We start from the raw sequence: 22,645 nt of genomic DNA, 5'->3' as shown, positions 1-22,645 counted from the left end.
GGCGGTAGCATGCTTTTTTACACACAAACCGTATTGAGCAAAGCAGGAGAAGCAGGATGTTACTTCCAGTGGTGATCGCAGGAGGAACAGGGAGTCGACTATGGCCGATGTCTCGAGAATTGCAGCCCAAGCAATTTCTTTCATTCCATCAGGGAGGGTCGATGCTTCAAAATACGATCTCGCGTCTTGATGGCCTGGAAGTAGCCGACCCCATTGTCATCTGTAATGAAGATCATCGTTTTCTGGTGGCCGAACAGTTAAGGCAAATGCATAAACTGGCCGGTAATATTATCCTCGAACCCGTTGGGCGAAATACAGCGCCAGCAATCACGCTTGCCGCTCTTCATGCGCTGGAAACCGGTAACGATCCTGTCATGCTCATTCTTGCTGCCGATCATCTCATTGCGAATACTGCGGCTTTCCATTCGGTTATCAGCAACGCTATTCCATTCGCTGAAGAGGGTAAACTGGTTACCTTTGGCATCGTGCCTGTGCAACCAGAGACGGGGTACGGATACATTCAGCGCGGTGAAGTGCAGCATGCGGGTCAGTCTATAGCATGGAAAATCAAACGATTCGTGGAAAAGCCGGATCTGACGACCGCCATGTCCTACCTTGAAAGCAAAGAGTACCTTTGGAACAGCGGTATGTTTATGTTCCGGGCCTCGTCCTATCTGAACGAAGTGGCTAAGTTTTGTCCGTCGATTCTGGAAGCATGTAAAAATGCTATGCAGCAGCCGGTTAACGATCTCGACTTCATTAAGCTCGACAAAGAGATTTTCAGCCGTTGCCCTTCAGACTCCATCGACTATGCGGTTATGGAACATACTGAACTGGGGATTGTGACCGCAATGGATGCAGGTTGGAATGACGTAGGGTCATGGTCAGCGCTATGGGAAACGTCTGCCCACGATGCTGAAGGTAATGCGTTGATCGGTGATATCTTTACTCATCAAACTCGGGATTGTTATATCCGTAGCGAGGATAAATTAACGGCAGCACTTGGCTTAGAAGACCTTATTATTGTCAATACGAAAGATGCATTGCTGGTATCCCATAAAGATAGTGTCCAGGATGTGAAAGTCGTTGTTGAACACCTAAAAGCCAATTCACGTAGTGAATGCCGTGAACATACTACCCGTTATATGCCCTGGGGCCACGTTGAAACGCTGGTTCGGGACGCACGATATAGAGTTAACCGTGTGACTATTATACCCGGTGGTGAGCTTTCCCTTCAGTTGCATCACCATCGCATTGAACACTGGGTTGTGCTCACTGGAACCGCGCTTATTGGTGTTGAAGAAAACGAAATCTATCTTACCGAGAATGAATCAACGACGATTCCAGTTGGAAGAAAACACAAGCTCTCGAATCCAGGAAAAATAAATCTTGAGGTTCTGGAAATTCAGTTTGGTAGTTATTTAGGCGAAGATGACGTACTAAGGATTTCATGATGGTAAATAAAAATAATAATAAGTTAAGTTGTTTTAAAGCCTATGATATTCGTGGGAAATTGGGCGAAGAACTTAATGAAGATATTGCCTGGCGTATTGGCCGTGCTTACGCACAATGTCTTGCTCCGAAGCAGGTTGTCGTTGGAGGGGATGTTCGTTTGACCAGTGAGTCATTAAAGCTGGCTCTGGCTGAGGGGCTCATGGCTGGCGGATGCGACGTGCTTGATATTGGACTGTCGGGCACAGAAGAGATCTATTTCGCCACATTTCATTTGAACGTCGACGGCGGTATTGAAGTCACCGCGAGCCACAATCCCATCGATTATAATGGGATGAAGCTTGTTCGTAGCGGTGCGCGACCTGTCAGTGGTGATACGGGTTTAAAAGAGATTCAGCACGTAGCGGAAATTAATGATTTTGCGCCCACACAGCATAAAGGCAATTATAAGAAGATTAATATTCTCAGGGAGTATGTTGATCATTTATTAAGCTATGTGAATCTCAATAATTTCCGTATCAAACCGATGAAATTAGTCATTAACTCCGGCAACGGTGCGGCAGGGCATGTCATTGATGCAATCGAACTACGCTTCAAACAGGCCGGTGTACCGGTAGAATTTATAAAAGTTCATAACGATCCGGACGGTACCTTCCCACATGGCATTCCCAATCCGCTTTTACCAGAAGCACGACAGGATACGGCTAATGCTGTGTTAGCTGCTCAGGCCGATATGGGGATTGCGTTTGACGGTGATTTTGATCGCTGCTTCTTTTTTGACGAAAAAGCGAATTTTATTGAAGGTTATTACATTGTTGGCTTGTTAGCTGAGGCGTTTCTCAACAAAGAGCCTGGGTCAAAAATCATCCACGACCCACGACTCACATGGAATACGGTTGATATCGTCCAGAGTGCTGGGGGTATCCCTGTAATGTCTAAAACAGGCCACGCTTTCATTAAAGAACGCATGCGTGCTGAGAACGCGGTTTATGGTGGAGAAATGAGTGCCCATCATTATTTCCGTGAATTTGCATACTGCGACAGTGGCATGATCCCCTGGCTGCTTGTGGCAGAACTGGTATTAACAACAGGCCACTCTCTTGGCTCATTGGTTGAGTCGCGAATTGCGCGTTTCCCTGTCTCGGGTGAGATAAACAGAAAAGTTATAAATGCTTCGAGATTAATCGCTGATATCGAGGAGCGCTATGCCTCACAAGCTACCGATATTGACTATACGGATGGCTTGAGTATGTCTTTTCCTGAGTGGCGATTTAATATCCGTACATCGAATACCGAGCCTCTGCTTCGTCTGAATGTTGAATCGAATGGAGATCAGAGATTAATGGAAACAAAGCGAGAAGAACTATTAGGGCTGATAAATAGATAGTTTTGGGTTGCTAAATCTCGTGGGATAAAATTAATGATTGAAGTCTTATTAGCAGCAGTCGTAGGTTTACTCGTATATTTTGTTTTCCTCGCGCTGTCCTTACGAACCCGATTGTTGCTGGTGCTTGTATGCAGCATCCCGCAGCTCTACCTGGTGCAATTAAGTGGGGCGGATGTCCCGCTGGCTTTTCTTTTGCCCGCTATACTCCTTCCTGAATTTATCATTAACGCCAATCGGTTCTTAGGCAAACCGGCAAATGTGATGCTGCTTGGGTTGATTGGTATTAGCCTCTTAAGCCTGGCATGGTCAGTTGAGAAATCAATGGGCATCCGTGATATTGCCTATTTGTGTGAGTTTATCGTTATTTCCAACGCCATCTATGTTCTGGCATTAAAAGATCGCATTGCATTATATAAGATTATTAATTTGATGCTGTTCTTTGTTTGCTTGCAGGCTATAACAGTAATCATTTTCCGGTTTAATGAGTCCCTTGAATTAGCAGTTATTCTTTCACCTGTAAGTAAGTTTACGATGGGGATGAACACGCTGCAGGGCTTGTTAGATGGTGCCAGAAACAACTTTTACGACCCGGTAAAATCTGGGGGACTGTTGTTCGTCAATGCCAATGCGGCAGCCTGTTACGTCGGTATCTCTTCGTTTATGGCATGGGGTATCTATAAAGTTTCAAAGGCGAAAATAACGCTAATAATGGCTATCCTGTTGTGGGCCACTGTTTTCTTTACTGGCTCCAAAGCTGGCATCCTTTTTGCCATTCTTATCCCGGCATTCGTTTTCTACCTGACATTGCAGCGCTCGACTAAGGTCATTGTGGTGACAGCAGGCGCTTCTTTTGCCATCGTCTTAATTGCTATCAGCGTTATCTTTAGCGTAATCGGACAAAACGGATTTTTACAGGAATCAACTGATACCGCTGAAACGCGTTACCAGATATGGAGTTATGCTTTTAATGCGTTTACTGATAATCCAATGATGGGACAAGGATTTGGTGGATGGGAAGCCGATTACAGTAAACATACTGATTATTTCCTTCCACCGCATAATACACTTATCTATCTTTGGTCAAAGTCAGGCTTGATCGCCTCTCTTTTGGGGCTCGGCTTTATTCTGTGCTGCATTCGAATTGCCCTTCGGGCGATACGAAGCATCGATGAAAAGCAGAAAAACATCGGATTTTCATTTTTAATGGTGATCTCATGGCTATTCGCACATGGCTTTGGTGAGAACTTTGGTTTGATTGGTGAGCAACACCAGATGGTTGTTTTTGCAGTAATGCTTGGGCTTTGTCTGGCAGGAAATTTACCGATAAACAGGAATTTTAGGGTACAGGAATGAACACGGTCGGTATTTTCAGAAATCAACTATTCAAGGGTTCTGAAGTTTTTATCCAACAGCAGGCAGAAGCCCTCGAGAATTTCAAAAAGTGCTATATCGGCAGACGAGTCATTGGCAAAAAACCAGAGGGGGCTGTCGCACACGTTTTAAATGAACGCGGAGACCTTGCGGGTAAAATTTCTGAGATTGCGAACGCATTCACAACCTCCGCGCTGCCCTATCAAACAGTGCTAAAAGCTCAACCCCTTGATCTTATTCATGCACATTTTGCGATAGATGGACTATATGCGTTAAAACTGGCGCAGCTGAAAGGAATCCCACTGTGTACGACGCTGCATGGATTTGATGTGACTGTGAGTAACAAAGATTTACTAACATCACGGTCTCCAGCCTGGATTAGCTATTTTCTTCATCAGAAGAAACTTAAAAATCAGGGTGATAAATTTATCTGTGTTTCTGATTTTATTGCCCAACAGGCTTTGCGCCATGGCTTCCCTGAAAATAAGATCGTTCAGCACTACATTGGTATCGACATTGACAAATATAAGCCGCGTGAAAGACAAGACTATCAAGGTATCATCCTGCATGTAGCTCGTTTGGTTGAGAAGAAAGGCACTGCCGTATTAATCAACGCCATTAAGCATGTGAAAGAACGAAATGCTGACGTAAAACTCGTTATCATCGGTGATGGTCCTTTGATGGGGGAGCTTAAAGCTCAGGTCTCATCGCTAGGGCTCGAACGGAATGTGACATTCACTGGTGCGCTTTCGCACGGTGACGTGATGACGTGGATGCGTAAAGCAAGTATGTTGGTTCTACCAAGCATTACAGCGAAGACAGGGGATGCAGAAGGATTAGGGATGGTACTTCTCGAAGCGGCAGTGACAAGTGTACCCGTTATTGGTACCCGTCATGGAGGCATTCCTGAAGCGATAATCGACGAGCACACTGGATTTTTGGTCAGGGAACGAGATGCTAATCAGCTTGCTGAGAGAATAGACTACTTATTGAACAACGAACAAACATCTTTTGAAATGGGCGATAATGCGCGCAACTTTATTCGCGAAAAATTTAATCTCTCAGAACAAACCTTGAAATTAGAAAAAATTTACCAGGAACTGATTCATGGCTAAAGAAGTAATTATTTTTTCCCGCTCTCTTCCATTTCATCATCTTGGTGGGATGGAAGTGGTGGCATGGGATTTAGCTGTTGAGTTGCAAGCAAAAGGATTTGATGTAAAAGTTGTTACAACTAATTTTGATGCGGAAACAATATTACCAGTAAACAGTCCTGAAATAATCAAGATTAAAAATATACCGCAGGCAGTCTATTCTAAGGAGTGGTGGTCTGAGACTGAAAAACTGGCCAATTCCTGGCGTAATAAAGATAACGTAGTTGCTGTAATAAGTATCAGCGCAGGTGCGTTCAGTGTCTTGCAGCATAAAAAATGCTTCCAGAATGCTAAGTTTATCATGCAGGCGCACGGAACATCTGTAGGTGAGATGATTTCAAAGCTCAAAACCCGACAGCTTAAAAAAATTCTGTCCAGTGTAAAAAATATTTTAGGTTTTTATGCTGATGCAAAACATTATTCTCAGTTTGACTGGATTGTTGCTGTCGGTGAAGCGGTAAAGACTGATTTAACACATTTTCCTACTACGCTGATCTGCCAAAAAGAAAAAGTTGTAAAGATCGAGAATGGCATTGATGAAATATTATTCTCTGATGAAACATCAAATCGAGCGGCATTGCGGGCAGAATTGAAAATCGATTCTGATGCGTTGGTGTTTCTTTCGGCTTCACGCTTACATGAGCAGAAAGGTATCGATAACAATATTGATGTTTTTGCGAAAATTAAAAAATCAAAACCTAATTCAAAACTTCTCATATGTGGCAACGGTCCCTACGAACCACAATTGCGAAAGAGAGTTGATGACCTTTCCCTGAACAATGACGTATTGTTCCTTGGCGCTAAAAGTCGCTATGATTTAGCGAAGCTTATGCAGTGTGCTGATATATTTTTATTCCTGACGAAAAGGGTTGAAGGGTTACCTTTAAACGTGCTGGAAGCCATGAGTGCTGGGGTACCAATTGTCATCTCTGAACATCTCACTTTCACTGCTGGAGAGAAAGTATTTAAGTGCAATCCGAGTGAGATATCAATTAATGATTTATTAGGTTATATAGATATGATTAGTTGTAAAGAAAGAAAATCATATATATCCAAGCAGAATACATTAAGTCATGCGGTTAACGAATACATTTCATTATTTCTTAGAGCATCCAAATGAAAAAAGCCATAAGCCAATTGCTTAGTGGAAATATGCTCTCAAAGGTACTTGGATTAGCCAGGGAAGTTTTAATGGCTAAGTTTTTTGGCACAGGTGATGTTAATGGGGCCTACCGTATTGCCCAGACAGGAACTTTAGTGCCAATTAATTTTATGACAAGTGATAGCCTTAATTCAGCGTTTATTCCCTTATACAAAAAATATTTAACAGAAAATGAATTTCGTGCATCAACATTCAAGTTATGTATGTTTATTTTCTTTGCGTTGGTATCGATAGCGATATTTATAGTTCTCTACTTTTTGTCAGACTATTGGGTTGGCATCATGGCACCTGGAATTAGCGGGAACGCACGTGAGATGTCGACCGAACTACTAAAGATAATGGCAATTTGCTGCCCATTTTATCTTTTTTCAGCATTAATAAACTACCTCTCAATGGCACATGGGGACTACAAACCCATATCGATGCGAGCTTCTATCCAGAATGTTGGAATGCTGTTAGGGGTGGTCGCTGCATACTATTTTCGCAATTATTTATATTTAGCCTGGGGATTTACCGGCAGTTATATCATTTTCAGTATATGGGCGCTTTTACGTGCCAGAAAAAGTACCATATTAACTCTCCCACACCGTTTTGATATTGTAGAAGTTAAGTTGGTAACGAAGAGCTTTTGGATAACTCTGCGACCTTTGCTTATATTGCCGTTAATCTTGCAGGGAAATATTACTCTTGAAAGAGCCCTTGCATCATTTATTAGTATTGATGTGGTATCTGGTCTAGATTATGCGCGTTTTATCACCGATACTGTTGTTTTTATTTTATCTGTACCAATAGCTTTTGCGGGCTTGTCCGAATGGTCCTCACAGAAACCAGAGGTTGTCAGAGACAAGATCAAAGTTATTTATAAATGGTTGGCTTTATTAGTAATTAACATATCTTTTTTCATCTTTTTCTATGCGAAAGACCTTGTTATCCTCCTGTTTATGCGCGGTGCTTTCGACCACCATTCTGTAGCGGTGACTACAGATATTATCCAGGGTATGTGTATAGGACTCTGGGCACAGGTAATTGGCTATATATTTATAAAAGCACTCAGTGCGCACCTTAAAAATAAGCAGGTACTGATTGTTATGATGGTTGCTCTGCTCAGTAATGCTATTGTAAACCTGGTGACTTACAAAGTCTGGGGCGCTTTCGGTTTAGGTTTGGGGAACTCAATTTACAGTTTAATGATGTTCATTCTTAGCGCCTGTTATTTGAAAATTGCAAAAGATCTCCTCCCGGTACTCATTAAAATATCTATTGGTCTTGTTGTTTATACATCACTCATTCTTGCATTTGGACATTATTTAGTTGAACCAGATAATGTGATTCTCCGGATAATGATGAATGGTTCAATTTTCGTGATGTTTAGCTTAATATGGGCTATGTCATTCCCTATGTACAGAAATGGTATTAAAGGGATTCTCACTAAGAAAGGACTACGATAGCGTAATAATTTATGAAGAAAAATACAGACATTAAAGATATTGTCGTTTTATCTACTGCTGACTGGGATAATCCTTTCTGGACCAACAAACAGCATGTTGCTTTAGAACTGGCGAAACGTGGTCATCGTGTTCTTTATATTGAATCTTTGGGATTACGTCGACCCAGCGTAAACAAGAAAGATCTATCGCGAATTCTTCGCCGCATAATTAAAGCAATTAAGGCGCCGCGAAAAGTTCGCGATAATATTTGGGTATGGTCGCCAATTTCTATCCCGTTCAACAGCTATGCATTTGTTCGCAAGCTAAACAAACTCATTCTAAGTAGTGCTCTTAAGTACTGGTGTTGGCGCTTAAAATTCAAGAATGAAACGCTATGGACTTATAATCCTTTGACAACGCGTTTTCTTGAACCCGATAATTTCAGTTACGTAGTATACCATTGCGTTGATGAAATTAAGGCCCAACCTGGGATGCCAGTTGACATTCTTCAAAATGCTGAAGAAGAATTAGTGCGACGCGCTGATATTACGTTTGTTACGTCATTGACGTTGCTTAAAACAAGGAAGAAATGGAGCGATGAAGTCTATTACTTCTCCAACGTCGCGGATTATAACCATTTCTCAAAGGCGCTGGATGAACATTTGCCGATACCTGTCGACTTGAGCAACATTCCAGAACCACGAATGGGATTTATCGGTGCAATCAGTGGCTATAAGGTAAATTTCTCGTTACTTGAAAGAATTGCGGAAGCTCATCCTGAATGGTCAATAGTGATGATTGGGGATATAGGAGAGGGGGATCCAGACACCGACGCAACACAGCTTACTCGGCATAAAAATATTCATCTTCTTGGACCGAGAGCCTATCAGGAACTGCCTGGTTATCTGAAAGGATTTACGGCGACATTGCTTCCGAATAACCTAAATGAATATACAGCTTCGATGTTCCCAATGAAATTCTTTGAGTATCTGGCTGCGGGAAAAGCTGTAGTGAGTGTGGATTTAGCCTCGCTTTGTGACTTTACGGACTATGTTCGTATCGCCCACAGTCCCTCTGAATTTATTTCTGCGCTAGAAGATATCACTTCTGAAAACCGGATTTCGGTAGAAAAGTGTCAGGAACTCGCTCGGGAATATACATACCAGTCACGCACTGAAAAAATGTTCAAGTTAATTGATGAGAAGCGTAATGAAAGTAGCAATCGTACATGAGTGGTTCAGTTCCTATGCAGGTTCTGAAAAAGTCGTTGAGCAAATCCTTCATTGCTATCCTGATGCGGATGTGTTCGCTGTCTGTGATTTCTTAAAACCAAATGACCGCCACTTTTTAAATAATAAAAAGGTCACCACAACATTTATCCAGCGTTTGCCATTTGCATCTAAAAAATTCCAGTCATATCTTCCATTAATGCCGCTGGCAATTGAGCAGCTTGATATGTCTGAATACGATGTTATTATCTCAAGCAGCCACGCTGTATCTAAAGGGGTTATCACTGGGCCGGATCAAATTCATATTTCATATGTTCATTCTCCTATCCGCTACGCATGGGATTTCCAACACCAATACCTGCGCGAATCTGGACTGGATAAGGGTCTGAAGGGTTTACTTGCAAAATATTTGCTACATAAAATCCGTATTTGGGATTACCGTACTGCTGCGGGTGTTAATCATTTTATTGGCAACTCGAATTTTATCGCACGGCGTATTAATAAAGTTTATGGAAGACAAGCTGATGTTATTTATCCTCCTGTAAATACTGAAAAATTCGAATTTAGCGATAGTAAAGAAGATTTCTACCTGGCCGCGTGTCGTATGGTGCCTTATAAGCGGGTTGATCTCATTGTTAGCGCATTTGCTAATATGCCAGAAAAGAAATTAATTGTTATCGGTGACGGCTCTGAAATGGAGAAGATTAAACAGTTGGCTACGGATAACGTTACGCTTCTGGGATATCAGGACGATGCTGCACTAGTTGATTTTATGAAGCGTGCTAAGGCATATGTTTTTGCCGCAGAAGAAGATTTCGGCATATCACCTGTTGAAGCGCAGGCAAGCGGCACTCCGGTCATCACCTACGGTAAAGGTGGTTGCCTCGAAACGGTTAAACCACTGGGTAGTAAGAAAGCGACCGGCGTGTTCTTCTTTGAACAAACCGCAGATGCCATTTGTGAAGCAGTGAATACCTTTGAAAAATATGCGAGCGAGATTAAGCCGGAAGATTGTCGCGAACATGCTTTAACGTTCTCGGAGCAGCGCTTCCGTGACCAACTTAGTCAATATGTTGAAAGCGCCTGGGCGCAATACTCTGAGTCCTTAATTAATACTCAGGCTGCAAGACTACAGAACAGCTATACTCATTCGGAAAAATAATGACCACGGCATAGATCAAATGATTTATGCCAGGGATTAAATAATGAAAATCAGCGTATTTAAAGATCAAAAGAAAGAATTTATTTGCCGTAGCGCCCTAATGGCGTCAGACTTTTTTTGGCTAAATGCTTCTTTAGGACTCTCGTTTCTAACCGTCATGTTCTTTATTGGCGACCTGAATACCTTCATGCCGATCCGTCAGATAGATGTGCGTGTTTTATCACACGTTATTCTCACTGCGTTGTGTGTTTTCTGGTTTGGCGTCCGCCTTCGCCACTATGCACAAAAAAAGCCGTTCTGGTCAGAGCTAAAAGAAACATTACGAACTATCGTCATTTTTTCGATCTTCGATCTTGCATTGGTTGCATTCTCCAAATGGCATTTTTCTCGCTATATTTGGGCCTATTGCTGGTTATACGCCATTATCATGGTTCCATTATCGCGTGAAATCACCAAATCTATACTTAACAAGTTGGGCTACTGGAAAAAACGTACGGTTATTCTAGGTTCAGGCAGGAATGCGCGTGAAGCCTATTTTGCTTTACAGAGCCACGAAGTCTCAGGTTTTAAAATTGATGCGTTTTGTGATTTTGATGCAACTGACGATATGATGGAAGAATGTCCCATAGTCAAAGACGTGGAGACATTACTCACATCTTATAATTCATTTTCAACGCAGTTTGTTGTGGCGTGTGATTTTGATGAAAAAGATAAGTTTGAAAACTGGTTAAGGTTCCTGGCGAAACATAAGTGCCGAAATGTGATTATTATTCCTTCCCTGCGAGGATTCCCTTTATACGGCACTAGTATGTCCTTTATATTCAGTCATGAAGTATTACTGTTGCAGGTTCACAATAATCTTTCCAAAGCAACGTCACGCTTCATCAAACGGACGTTCGATATTGTCTGTAGTCTGGGTATTCTCGTTGTTTCGTCACCTTTGTTTGTTTATCTCTGGGGCTTTGTTGAATAAATCGAACTTTTGCTGAGTTGAAGGATCAGATCACGCATCTTCCCGACAACGCAGACCGTTCCGTGGCAAAGCAAAAGTTCAAAATCACCAACTGGCCCACCTACAATAAAGCCCTCATCAACCGTGGCTCCATAACTTTCTGGCTGGATGATGAAGCTATTCAGGCCTGGTATGAGTCGGCAACGCCTTCATCACGGGGAAGACCTCAGCGCTATTCTGATCTCGCCATCACCACCGTTCTGGTCATTAAACGCGTGTTCAGGTTGACCCTGCGGGCTGCACAGGGTTTTATTGATTCCATTTTTACACTGATGAATGTTCCGTTGCGCTGCCCGGATTACACCAGTGTCAGCAAGCGCGCAAAGTCGGTTAATGTCAGTTTCAAAACGTTCACCCGAGGTGAAATCGCGCATCTGGTGATTGATTCCACCGGGCTGAAGGTCTTTGGTGAAGGCGAATGGAAAGTCAAAAAACACGGCAAAGAACGCCGTCGTATATGGCGAAAGTTGCATCTGGCAGTTGACAGCAACACACATGAAATCATCTGTGCAGACCTGTCGCTGAACAATGTGACGGACTCAGAAGCCTTCCCGGGTCTTATCCGGCAGACTCACAGAAAAATCAGGGCAGCATCGGCAGACGGCGCTTACGACACCCGGCTCTGTCACGATGAACTGCGGCGTAAGAAAATCAGCGCGCTTATCCCGCCCCGAAAAGGCGCGGGTTACTGGCCCGGTGAATATGCAGACCGTAACCGTGCTGTTGCGAATCAGCGGCTGACCGGGAGTAATGCGCGGTGGAAATGGACAACAGATTATAACCGTCGCTCGATAGCGGAAACGGCGATGTACCGGGTAAAACAGCTGTTCGGAGGTTCACTGACACTGCGTGACTACGATGGTCAGGTTGCAGAGGCTATGGCCCTGGTACGAGCGCTGAACAAAATGACGAAAGCAGGTATGCCTGAAAGCGTGCGTATTGCCTGAAAACACAACCCGCTACGGGGGAGACTTACCCGAAATCTGATTTATTCAACAAAGCCTATCTCTGGTATAAAGTCTCCCGCGACGGCGGCCCTGCAATCTATGCACATACAAGGATAGGTCGTCGGGGTGAAAAATTTGACTGTTACAAATTCCGTTCGATGAATATCAATTCGAAAGAAATTCTTGCGCGTTTGCTAGAAAATGACCCAGAAGCCAGGGCGGAATGGGAAAAAGATTTTAAGCTCAAAAACGACCCCCGGATTACACCTATTGGCCACTTTATTCGTAAAACCAGCCTCGATGAATTACCTCAATTGTTCAATGTGCTCAAAGGGGAAATGAGTCTCGTTGGCCCTCGTCCAGTCATTCATGAAGAGCTGGTACGATATGCTGATGATGTTGATTATTATCTGATGGTTAAGCCAGGAATGACCGGGCTATGGCAGGTCAGTGGCCGTAACGACGTAGATTACACAACCCGTGTCTATTTTGACTCCTGGTATGTCAAAAACTGGTCTCTATGGAATGACATAGTGATTTTGTTTAAAACGGTTAGCGTGGTTCTTTTTAGAAAAGGTGCTTATTAATTTTCATACCTGGATGTGATCGGTAATACGGAGTTTTAATGAAAGCTTTTGTTTTTGTTAATGATAATGGTGCGGCCTATTGTCGCTATGCTAAAAATGAGATACCTGCACAGTTTGTGTATGGTGTATCAAAACTGGAAAAAATGGGATTTGAGGTAAAGGTTGGCGAAGGACGCTTATTCAAAGATTTAGTCTCCTTCTGGAAATTTAAGCCTGACTTGTTTTTTATGCCATTTCTCAAAAGAAAGACGATGCTCTATTTCATTCTAGCAAAAATTTTCATGTTCCCAACAAAATTCGCGGGCTGGATGCATCTCGACGTCTTTTCGCCACCAGGTTCCAGACTCAAAAGAATGATTCATTCACTGCTGCTGCCTTTTTTGCAGCTATATGTTAAACGCATTGATGCCATTTTCTTTCTTTCTGATAAAACTCGCGAAGAAATCATTCTATCAAGACAGCTTCCTCAGGACCGATGTCATTTTGTTCCCTGGGGGGGGGAGGCGAATTTTTACGCCCCCTTTGTTAAAATGCGCCATGATGATAAAATCATTTCTACAGGGCGAGAGAATAGGGATCTCCCGGCAGTAATGAATGCGTTAAAAAATAGCGACGTTACGATAGATATTTATACCAGCGATTTGTCATTACAGGATAGTTATGTTAATGCAACAGGAAAGGTTGATGTAAATAAAGGAAGATGGGAATATAAAGAATTACTTGAAAAAGTAAGTGCTTCAAAATGTATGATAATTCCGCTTAAACTTTCTAAGGTAAATTATTGTGTCGGATTATCTTCGTTGATTGAAGCAATATCTCTGGGAGTTCCAGTTATAGCAACCTATAATCCATACTGGTACGTCGATATCGAGAAAGAAAATTGCGGTATTTATATTAGAAACAATTCAGAGAGTGAGTGGTTGCGAGCTCTTGAACAGTTGAATAATAATCCGGCGTTGGTAGAGCAAATGTCGAAAAATGCCTTGAAGGTATTTAAAGCGAAATGTGATTTTGCCCGTACGGAAGACATACTCGCGTTACATGTAGATAAATTACTAAGAAAAATGTAATCCTTGTATTTTCCTTATTTATTTTATAGCAATATGATGATTGCATAATCTTAAAATTAACTAATTGAAAGTGAAAATTATGAAAATTCTTGTCACTGGTGGTGCGGGTTTTATTGGTTCAGCCGTGGTCCGTCATATAATAAACAATACTCAGGATGTGGTTTGTGTTGTTGATTGTTTAACGTATGCCGGAAACATAGAGTCCCTGGCTCCGGTTCAGGACAATCCACGCTATTCATTTTCTCTAACTGATATTACCGATGCAAAAGGTGTGGCAGATGTCTTCAATACCTTTCAGCCCGATATCGTAATGCATTTAGCGGCCGAAAGTCATGTTGACCGCTCGATAGATGGACCCGCAGCTTTCATACAGACCAATGTAATCGGCACATTTATTCTGCTTGAGGCGTCACGCCAATATTATGCATCACTTGATGATGAGCGTAAAAAGGCTTTTCGTTTCCATCATATTTCTACCGATGAGGTATTTGGTGACCTGCACGATGCAGATGACCTCTTTACTGAAGAGACACCTTATGCGCCAAGTAGCCCTTACTCTGCATCCAAAGCGGGAAGCGATCATTTAGTTCGCGCCTGGAACCGTACCTATGGTTTACCAACGGTGATCACTAACTGTTCGAATAACTATGGTCCGTACCACTTCCCGGAGAAATTAATTCCTCTCATCATCCTTAACGCACTGGCAGGAAAACCGCTTCCCGTTTATGGGAATGGTGAGCAAATTCGTGACTGGCTATATGTCGAGGATCATGCCCGGGCACTGTATAAAGTAGCGACAGAGGGCGAGAATGGTGAAACCTATTGTATAGGTGGCCATAACGAACGAAAAAATATTGATGTTGTAAAAACCATTTGTGCAATACTTGATAAAATTATCGATAAAAAACCCAAAGAAATTTCCAGTTTCGCCGACCTTATTACTTTTGTGGCTGACCGCCCTGGACACGATCTTCGCTATGCCATTGATGCTACCAAAATGAAGAATGCTCTTCACTGGGAACCTCTCGAAACGTTTGAAAGCGGTATTGAAAAAACGATTCACTGGTATTTAAACAACCAGGGTTGGTGGCAGCGCGTTCTTGATGGCTCTTATGCTGGCGAACGTCTTGGACTGAATAAATAATCGAGGTACAGAGTTATGAAAGGCATTGTTTTAGCTGGAGGTTCAGGCACGCGTTTGTACCCCATTACCCAAGGTGTGTCAAAGCAGTTGCTTCCAATATATGACAAACCTATGATTTTCTATCCAGTATCGGTGCTTATGCTTGCCGGTATTCGGGATATCCTGATTATTACGACGCCTGAGGATATGCCTGCTTTTCAACGCTTAATGAAAGATGGCTCTCAGTTTGGCGTAAATTTCACTTATGCAGTCCAACCTTCACCTGATGGTCTGGCTCAGGCTTTCACTATCGGTGAGAAGTTTATTGGTAACGATCCTTGTGCTTTGGTTCTTGGTGATAATATTTTCTTTGGCCAAAGTTTTGGAATGAAGTTAAATGCAGCGGCTAAGAAAACTACAGGCGCGACTGTGTTTGGTTATCAGGTTCAGGATCCCGAGCGTTTTGGTGTCGTCGAGTTTGATGAACATTTCAAAGCGTTATCTATTGAAGAAAAACCGCTGAAGCCAAAATCTAACTGGGCAGTGACGGGGCTTTATTTCTACGATAACAATGTTGTGGATATGGTTAAAGAAATCAAACCTTCTGCGCGCGGCGAACTTGAAATTACCACATTGAATCAGATGTATCTTGATCTCGGTAAGCTTGATGTTGAACTTCTTGGCCGTGGCTTTGCCTGGCTTGATACAGGCACGCATGACAGCTTAATTGAAGCTTCTCAGTTTATCCACACCATCGAAAAACGGCAGGGTATGAAAGTGGCGTGTCTTGAAGAAATTGCCTACCGGAATAAATGGTTAAGTGCTGACCAATTAGCTATCCAGGCCGAACTGCTTCAGAAAACCGCCTATGGTCAGTATTTGAAAATGTTGATTGGACGATAATCGGTTATGGCACTCAAAATATTACTTGTTGGAAAAAATGGTCAGGTCGGATGGGAATTACAACGTTCTCTTTCTATCCTTGGCGACGTCATCGCAGTCGATTATTTTGATAAGGATTTGTGTGGTGACCTGACGAATTTACCGGGCATCGCGCAGACGGTTCGAACCGTAAAACCTGACGTTATTGTTAATGCGTCAGCACATACTGCCGTTGACAGAGCGGAGCAAGAACGCGAGTTGTCAGAATTACTGAATCATAAAGGCGTCGCAGTGCTGGCTGAGGAATCAGCGAAGATCGGTGCGCTACTTATCCATTATTCTACTGACTACGTGTTCGACGGAGAGGGTGACCATTATCGCTTAGAGGATGAGAAACCCTCACCGCTAAATGTTTATGGTGAGACCAAATTAGCGGGAGAATTAGCGATTGCCCGTCTTAATCCTCGTCATCTTATCTTCCGCACCAGTTGGGTCTACGCCACGCGCGGGAATAATTTTGCGAAAACGATGCTGCGCCTAGCGCGTGAAAAAGAAACCCTTTCTGTTATCAACGACCAGCACGGTGCTCCGACAAGTGCTGAACTGCTTGCCGATTGTACTGCTCTGGCCATTCGTGAAGAGCAACGTAATAAAAATGTCGCCGGTAGCTACCATCTGGTTGCGAGCGGGGAAACGACATGGTTTGATTATGCCAGTTTTGTATTCAATGTCGCTAAGGCTCATGGTGAATCACTTGCTGTGAATGATGTTATCGGCATACCGACCAGCGAATATCCAACCCCGGCTACCCGGCCATTGAATTCACGCCTTTCTAACGAAAAATTTGAGCGTGTTTTTGGCGTGAAGCTTCCTGACTGGAAAAAAGGGGTTGAGCGCGTGGTTGTTGAAGTATTAGGTAAATAAAGAGTGAATAATGAAAGTTATTGATACTGAAATTTCTGATGTCAAAATCATTGAGCCAGTTGTTTTTGGCGATGAACGCGGTTTCTTCATGGAAACATGGCAACAGAAAAAGTTTTGTGAGCTGGTTTGTAATCGCAGCTTCGTGCAGGACAATCACTCGAAATCTGCAAAGAACATTTTGAGAGGCTTACATTACCAGACTCAAAATCCGCAGGGTAAATTAGTCCGTGTCGTCAGTGGAGAAGTATTTGATGTTGCGGTCGACATGAGAAAATCATCAGCCACTTTCGGACAGTGGGTCGGCGTTATTCTTTCCGCCGAAAACAAACGACAACTCTGGATCCCTGAAGGCTTTGCTCACGGCTTCTACGTTTTGTCTGAAAGTGCAGAGTTTGTCTATAAATGCACTGATTATTACAACCCGCAGTCCGAGCATTCTTTATTGTGGAACGATGATTCTATCGGGATCACATGGCCTCTTACCGAGGGTGAGTTACCTGTGCTCTCATCCAAGGATCGAGAGGGTAAGCCCTTCGCCGACGCCGTGTATTTTGACTAATTGATAGCCAGTTTGCTTATCTCGCAGTGGTAAGCGCACCAAAGGCTATCTAAAACTCACATGCATGAGTTAACATCATAGATACATTCAAACTGCATCGCATCGCAGTGATTATCCCTAAGACAGGAGTATGTAATGTCCAAGCAACAGATCGGCGTTGTCGGTATGGCAGTGATGGGGCGCAACCTGGCGCTCAACATCGAAAGCCGTGGTTATACCGTCTCCGTTTTCAACCGCTCCCGTGAAAAAACTGAAGAAGTGATTGCCGAAAACCCAGGCAAGAAACTGGTTCCTTTCTATACGGTTAAAGAGTTCGTTGAGTCTCTGGAAACGCCTCGTCGTATCCTGTTAATGGTGAAAGCGGGCGCGGGTACCGATGCTGCTATCGATTCCCTGAAACCGTATCTGGATAAAGGCGACATCATCATTGATGGCGGCAACACCTTCTTCCACGACACCATCCGTCGTAACCGTGAACTGTCTGCTGAAGGCTTTAACTTCATCGGTACCGGTGTCTCCGGTGGCGAAGAGGGCGCCCTGAAAGGCCCATCAATCATGCCTGGCGGTCAGAAAGAAGCCTACGAACTGGTTGCACCTATCCTGACCAAAATCGCAGCGGTTGCCGAAGATGGCGAACCGTGCGTGACCTATATCGGTCCGGACGGTGCGGGCCACTACGTTAAGATGGTTCACAACGGCATCGAATACGGTGATATGCAGCTGATTGCAGAAGCCTACTCCCTGCTCAAAGGCGGTCTGAACCTTTCTAACGAAGAGCTGGCTGAAACCTTCACCGAGTGGAACAAAGGTGAGCTGAACAGCTACCTGATCGACATCACCAAAGATATCTTCACTAAAAAAGATGAAGAGGGTAAATACCTGGTTGATGTGATTCTGGATGAAGCAGCGAACAAGGGTACCGGTAAATGGACCAGCCAGAGCTCTCTGGATCTGGGCGAACCTCTGTCCCTGATCACCGAATCTGTGTTTGCACGTTACATTTCCTCTCTGAAAGAGCAGCGCGTTGCGGCATCTAAAGTGCTCTCTGGTCCGCAGGCTAAGCCAGCGGGTGACAAAGCGGAATTCGTTGAGAAAGTTCGTCGCGCTCTGTACCTGGGTAAAATCGTTTCCTACGCGCAGGGCTTCTCACAGCTGCGTGCAGCGTCTGACGAGAACAACTGGGATCTGAACTACGGCGAAATCGCGAAGATCTTCCGTGCGGGCTGCATCATTCGTGCGCAGTTCCTGCAGAAAATCACCGATGCTTATGCTGAAAATGCCGGTATCGCGAACCTGCTGCTGGCACCTTATTTCAAGAAGATTGCCGACGAATACCAGCAGGCACTGCGTGATGTGGTTGCTTACGCTGTTCAAAACGGTATTCCGGTTCCGACGTTCTCCGCTGCCGTGGCGTACTATGACAGCTACCGTGCTGCCGTACTGCCAGCGAACCTGATTCAGGCACAGCGTGACTACTTCGGCGCGCACACTTATAAGCGCACCGATAAAGAAGGTGTGTTCCATACCGAATGGCTGGATTAATCTGATTTAACTCCGTCTGATAACAAAGCCTGATGAACCTCATCGGGCTTTTTTTATCGCGCTTACGCCCATGTGGGCTTGCTTTGCTCAACGAGCATCGTTTAACACCATATAAACCACTGCATTTTCTCATTTCTGTAGCCAGGCATTCGCCTTGACAGCCGCTCAACATAAGAGGTAAAAACCTCAACAGTTGTTTATTGCGGTGGGGTGTTTATGCCTCCTGAAACTCAAAACTTGAAGAAGTTGAACGAATGAAAATAACTATCTCCGGAACGGGCTATGTTGGGCTTTCAAACGGCATCCTGATTGCACAAAACCATGAAGTGGTGGCGCTGGATATCGTTCCGTCCAAAGTAGATATGCTCAATCAGAAGCAGTCTCCGATTGTCGATAAAGAGATCCAGGACTATCTTGCCAACAAACCTCTGAATTTTCGTGCGACGACGGACAAAGAAGATGCCTATCGTGGTGCAGATTTCGTCATCATCGCGACACCAACAGATTACGATCCCAAAACCAACTACTTCAACACCTCTACTGTTGAAGCCGTGATCAAAGACGTTATCTCAATCAACCCTCAAGCAGTGATGATCATTAAGTCGACCATTCCGGTAGGCTTCACCAAATCGATTAAAGAAGAGTTGGGTATTGATAATGTCTTCTTCTCGCCAGAGTTTCTGCGCGAGGGCAGGGCGCTATACGATAACCTGCACCCCTCGCGTATCGTGATCGGTGAGCGCTCTGAGCGGGCGGAGCGTTTTGCCGCGCTGCTCCAGGAAGGCGCAATCAAGAAAGACATTCCGGTTCTGTTTACCGACTCCACGGAAGCCGAAGCCATCAAGCTGTTCGCCAATACTTATCTGGCGATGCGTGTAGCGTACTTCAACGAGCTGGACAGCTACGCAGAGAGTTTGGGCCTGAATACCCGTCAGATCATAGAAGGCGTGTGCCTCGACCCTCGCATCGGCAACCACTATAACAACCCGTCATTCGGTTACGGGGGCTACTGCCTGCCAAAAGATACCAAACAGTTGCTGGCCAACTATCAGGCTGTACCGAATAACCTGATTTCAGCCATTGTAGATGCCAACCGCACGCGTAAAGATTTCATCTCTGACTCTATCCTTGCGCGTCAGCCTAAAGTTGTGGGCGTGTATCGTCTGATCATGAAGAGCGGTTCAGATAACTTCCGTGCCTCTTCCATTCAGGGCATCATGAAGCGCATTAAGGCTAAAGGAGTGCAGGTTATTATTTATGAACCCGCGATGCAGGAAGATGAGTTCTTCCACTCCCGCGTGATTCGCGATCTGGATGCATTCAAGCAGGAAGCGGACGTGATCATCTCTAACCGCATGGCGGAAGAGCTGGCGGACGTGGCGGATAAAGTCTATACCCGCGATCTGTTCGGAAGCGATTGATTACTCTTAACGCACGTAAAAAACCCGGCCATGTAGCCGGGTTTTTTATTTTCAGACCTTGTAGAAAGCGCGATACCAGTCGACAAAGTTCTTCACTCCGTCTTTGACCGACGTCTGCGGTTTAAAGCCAATAACGTCATACAACGCTTTCGTATCCGCGCTGGTCTCCAGCACGTCACCCGGTTGAATCGGCATCATGTTTTTCTCTGCTTCTTTGCCGAGAGCTTCTTCCAGCGCCGTGATGTAATCCATAAGCTCGACCGGAGAGCTATTACCAATGTTGTAAACGCGATAAGGCGCGGAGCTGGTCGCCGGGGAACCGGTCTCGACGGTCCAGTCTGCATCGGCCTGAGGAATGACACCCTGCAGACGAATAATGGCTTCGGCGATGTCGTCGATGTAAGTGAAGTCGCGCTTCATCTTGCCGTAGTTGTAAACATCAATCGGCTTATCTTCGATCATTGCTTTGGTAAATTTGAACAAGGCCATGTCCGGTCGCCCCCACGGGCCGTACACGGTAAAGAAGCGCAGGCCGGTCGTTGGCAGGTTGTACAAATGAGAATAGGTATGCGACATCAGCTCATTGGCCTTTTTAGTTGCCGCATACAGCGAAACAGGGTGATCCACTGAATCGTCCGTAGAGAAAGGCATCTTACGGTTGAGCCCATAAACGGAGCTGGATGAGGCGTAAAGCAGGTGTTGAACCTTATTATGGCGACAGCCTTCCAGCACGTTGAGATGACCCACCAGGTTGGCTTCTGCATAAGCATGTGGATTATCCAGCGAGTAGCGAACCCCAGCCTGCGCGGCCAGATGAATCACACGGTCAAACTTCTCATCGGCGAAGAGCGCAGACATCCCTTCACGGTCGGCTAAATCAAGTTTATGGAAAGAGAAATTGTCAGATTTGAGCAAGTCCAGACGTGCCAGCTTAAGATTGACGTCATAGTAGTCATTCAGATTATCAATACCGACAACCTGATGGCCTGCGTCCAGCAGTCGCTTGCTGACATGTGAACCGATAAAACCTGCTGCGCCCGTTACCAAAAATTTCATATCTTTCCTCGTTAACGCTTCGTTCTTGTGATGCATAGGGCATCCGAATTTGTCTATGATAGCGCGTAGCACACCCGATACATAACCCATCTTTCCGATATAACTCATCGAATTCCTATAGAAAAATCCTCAGCAACAGATAAACTACGTAAACATAATTTTTTTTGCCCTTTTTCATCTGTTAGGGATTGTATGACGCAAAACAACAATAGCCTGGTCACGCGCAGTACTGACCCGGAGCAAATTGATTTACTTGATTTAGTGCTGCAACTTTGGCGCGGAAAGTGGGTAATTGGGGCATTTATTGCGGTTTTTATCGTATTAGCGGGCGTATACATTACAGTCGCGAAAGAGAAATGGACCTCCTCCGCCATTATTGCTCAGCCAGATGCGGCGCAGATCGCCACTTACGCCAATGCACTGAATATCCTTTACGGTAGCGCTGCACCTTCAATGCTGGATATCCAGAACCGTGCTATTAATCGTTTCAATTCCTCGTTTTCTGCTTTAGCTCAGGCTCTCGAAAACCAGGACATTCCAGAAAAGCTGACTATCGACACCACCGTTAAGGGGCAACCGCTGCCGTTAAGCGTCTCCTATCAGGGGGAGTCTGCAGAAGCGGCTCAAAAACAGCTGGCGCAATACATACAGCAGGTTGATCAGCAAACAGCGAAAGAACTTTCTCTCGACCTCAAAGATAATATCAAGCAGCAAATTACCACGCTAAATGACTCTCTGGAAAACCAGGAAAAGGTTGCTCAGGAGCAGAAAGATCTGCGAATCAAACAGATCGCTGAGGCGCTTAAAAATGCGGAAGCTGCAAAAATCGCGACCCCACAGATCCAGCAAACTCAGGATGTGACCCAGGAAACTATGTTCCTGCTGGGTAGTGAAGCGCTGAAATCGATGATTGATAACGAAGCGTCTCGCCCGTTAGTGTTCTCTCCTGCTTACTATCAGACGAAACAAAACTTACTGGATATCGAGAAGTTGAATGTGAATCCAGACACGATTCACGTCTATCGTTACGTCATGAAGCCGGATCTCCCTGTCCGACGTGATAGCCCGAAAAAGGCGATCACCTTAATTCTGGCGGTTCTGCTGGGCGGGATTATTGGTTCTGGTGTGGTACTGGGCCGCAATGCACTGCGTAACTACAAACCCAAATCCTGAACCAC

At 44.5% G+C, this 22,645-nt stretch carries 19 protein-coding genes and 1 pseudogene; 19 read left to right on the top strand and 1 reads right to left on the bottom strand.

Annotated elements, in window-relative coordinates; genetic code table 11:
* Positions 1-56: 56 nt before the first annotated feature.
* The 18 genes and pseudogenes from L383_RS13270 (at position 57) to ugd (ending at position 20,411) form a co-directional block, all read left to right on the top strand.
* The gene (locus tag L383_RS13270) at positions 57-1,454 is read left to right on the top strand and encodes a mannose-1-phosphate guanylyltransferase/mannose-6-phosphate isomerase (protein WP_032629107.1); all 1,398 of its coding nucleotides are present in this window, start codon (positions 57-59) and stop codon (positions 1,452-1,454) included.
* Complete coding sequence (gene cpsG, locus L383_RS13275; RefSeq protein WP_023330874.1) at positions 1,454-2,839, top strand: phosphomannomutase CpsG; 1,386 nt, start codon at positions 1,454-1,456, stop codon at positions 2,837-2,839. Before L383_RS13270 ends, cpsG begins: the two co-directional genes overlap by 1 nt.
* A 33-nt stretch (positions 2,840-2,872) precedes the next feature.
* Positions 2,873-4,192, top strand: a complete 1,320-nt coding sequence (locus L383_RS13280; protein ID WP_023330873.1) for an O-antigen ligase family protein — start codon at positions 2,873-2,875, stop codon at positions 4,190-4,192.
* Complete coding sequence (locus tag L383_RS13285; protein ID WP_014884487.1) at positions 4,189-5,325, top strand: glycosyltransferase; 1,137 nt, start codon at positions 4,189-4,191, stop codon at positions 5,323-5,325. The genes L383_RS13280 and L383_RS13285 overlap by 4 nt, the downstream gene beginning before the upstream one ends.
* Entirely contained in the window at positions 5,318-6,484 is a 1,167-nt protein-coding gene (locus tag L383_RS13290; RefSeq protein WP_023330872.1) for a glycosyltransferase family 4 protein, read from the top strand. Before L383_RS13285 ends, L383_RS13290 begins: the two co-directional genes overlap by 8 nt.
* A 71-nt stretch (positions 6,485-6,555) precedes the next feature.
* Entirely contained in the window at positions 6,556-7,974 is a 1,419-nt protein-coding gene (gene murJ, locus L383_RS13295; RefSeq protein WP_050582635.1) for a murein biosynthesis integral membrane protein MurJ, read from the top strand.
* An 11-nt stretch (positions 7,975-7,985) separates the two neighbouring features.
* On the top strand, positions 7,986-9,185 hold the full coding sequence (locus L383_RS13300; protein WP_023330870.1) for a glycosyltransferase: 1,200 nt from the start codon (positions 7,986-7,988) through the stop codon (positions 9,183-9,185).
* Entirely contained in the window at positions 9,163-10,344 is a 1,182-nt protein-coding gene (locus L383_RS13305) for a glycosyltransferase family 4 protein (protein ID WP_014884483.1), read from the top strand. The genes L383_RS13300 and L383_RS13305 overlap by 23 nt, the downstream gene beginning before the upstream one ends.
* A 43-nt stretch (positions 10,345-10,387) precedes the next feature.
* Positions 10,388-11,317, top strand: a complete 930-nt coding sequence (locus tag L383_RS13310; protein WP_255344455.1) for a hypothetical protein — start codon at positions 10,388-10,390, stop codon at positions 11,315-11,317.
* A 17-nt stretch (positions 11,318-11,334) separates the two neighbouring features.
* Positions 11,335-12,303 (top strand): IS5 family transposase, encoded by a 969-nt coding sequence (locus L383_RS13315; protein ID WP_016151349.1) that lies wholly within the window; start codon positions 11,335-11,337, stop codon positions 12,301-12,303.
* A gap of 56 nt (positions 12,304-12,359) precedes the next feature.
* Positions 12,360-12,890: pseudogene (locus L383_RS13320) on the top strand (sugar transferase); the annotation flags it as partial.
* A gap of 38 nt (positions 12,891-12,928) precedes the next feature.
* On the top strand, positions 12,929-13,960 hold the full coding sequence (locus L383_RS13325; protein ID WP_014884481.1) for a glycosyl transferase: 1,032 nt from the start codon (positions 12,929-12,931) through the stop codon (positions 13,958-13,960).
* 79 nt (positions 13,961-14,039) lie between these two features.
* The gene (gene rfbB, locus L383_RS13330) at positions 14,040-15,104 is read left to right on the top strand and encodes a dTDP-glucose 4,6-dehydratase (protein WP_014884480.1); all 1,065 of its coding nucleotides are present in this window, start codon (positions 14,040-14,042) and stop codon (positions 15,102-15,104) included.
* Between the two features lie 15 nt (positions 15,105-15,119).
* Positions 15,120-15,986, top strand: coding sequence for a glucose-1-phosphate thymidylyltransferase RfbA (gene rfbA, locus L383_RS13335; RefSeq protein WP_023330868.1), 867 nt, complete (start codon positions 15,120-15,122; stop codon positions 15,984-15,986).
* Between the two features lie 6 nt (positions 15,987-15,992).
* Positions 15,993-16,889: a dTDP-4-dehydrorhamnose reductase gene (rfbD, locus tag L383_RS13340; protein ID WP_023330867.1), complete on the top strand. Its 897-nt coding sequence runs from the start codon at positions 15,993-15,995 to the stop codon at positions 16,887-16,889.
* Between the two features lie 10 nt (positions 16,890-16,899).
* Complete coding sequence (rfbC, locus tag L383_RS13345; RefSeq protein ID WP_023330866.1) at positions 16,900-17,448, top strand: dTDP-4-dehydrorhamnose 3,5-epimerase; 549 nt, start codon at positions 16,900-16,902, stop codon at positions 17,446-17,448.
* A 135-nt stretch (positions 17,449-17,583) separates the two neighbouring features.
* Positions 17,584-18,990 (top strand): NADP-dependent phosphogluconate dehydrogenase, encoded by a 1,407-nt coding sequence (gndA, locus tag L383_RS13350; protein ID WP_014884476.1) that lies wholly within the window; start codon positions 17,584-17,586, stop codon positions 18,988-18,990.
* 254 nt (positions 18,991-19,244) lie between these two features.
* A complete protein-coding gene (gene ugd, locus L383_RS13355) occupies positions 19,245-20,411 on the top strand; it encodes a UDP-glucose 6-dehydrogenase (protein WP_023330865.1) in 1,167 nt (388 codons plus the stop codon).
* Between the two features lie 51 nt (positions 20,412-20,462).
* Here ugd and L383_RS13360 read toward each other — a convergent pair whose 3' ends face one another.
* Positions 20,463-21,467, bottom strand: coding sequence for an NAD-dependent epimerase (locus L383_RS13360; protein ID WP_014884474.1), 1,005 nt, complete (start codon positions 21,465-21,467; stop codon positions 20,463-20,465).
* A 192-nt stretch (positions 21,468-21,659) separates the two neighbouring features.
* On the opposite strand from L383_RS13360, the gene wzzB reads away from it, so the two are divergent.
* Complete coding sequence (gene wzzB, locus L383_RS13365; RefSeq protein WP_023330863.1) at positions 21,660-22,640, top strand: LPS O-antigen chain length determinant protein WzzB; 981 nt, start codon at positions 21,660-21,662, stop codon at positions 22,638-22,640.
* Positions 22,641-22,645 lie beyond the last annotated feature (5 nt).

The sequence above is a fragment of the Enterobacter sp. MGH 37 genome, from assembly GCF_000534515.1.
In the GTDB taxonomy this organism is placed as follows: domain Bacteria; phylum Pseudomonadota; class Gammaproteobacteria; order Enterobacterales; family Enterobacteriaceae; genus Enterobacter; species Enterobacter kobei.
The sequence above is the reverse complement of the archived record's forward strand: the minus strand, read 5'-3'. Positions and strand labels throughout refer to the sequence as shown.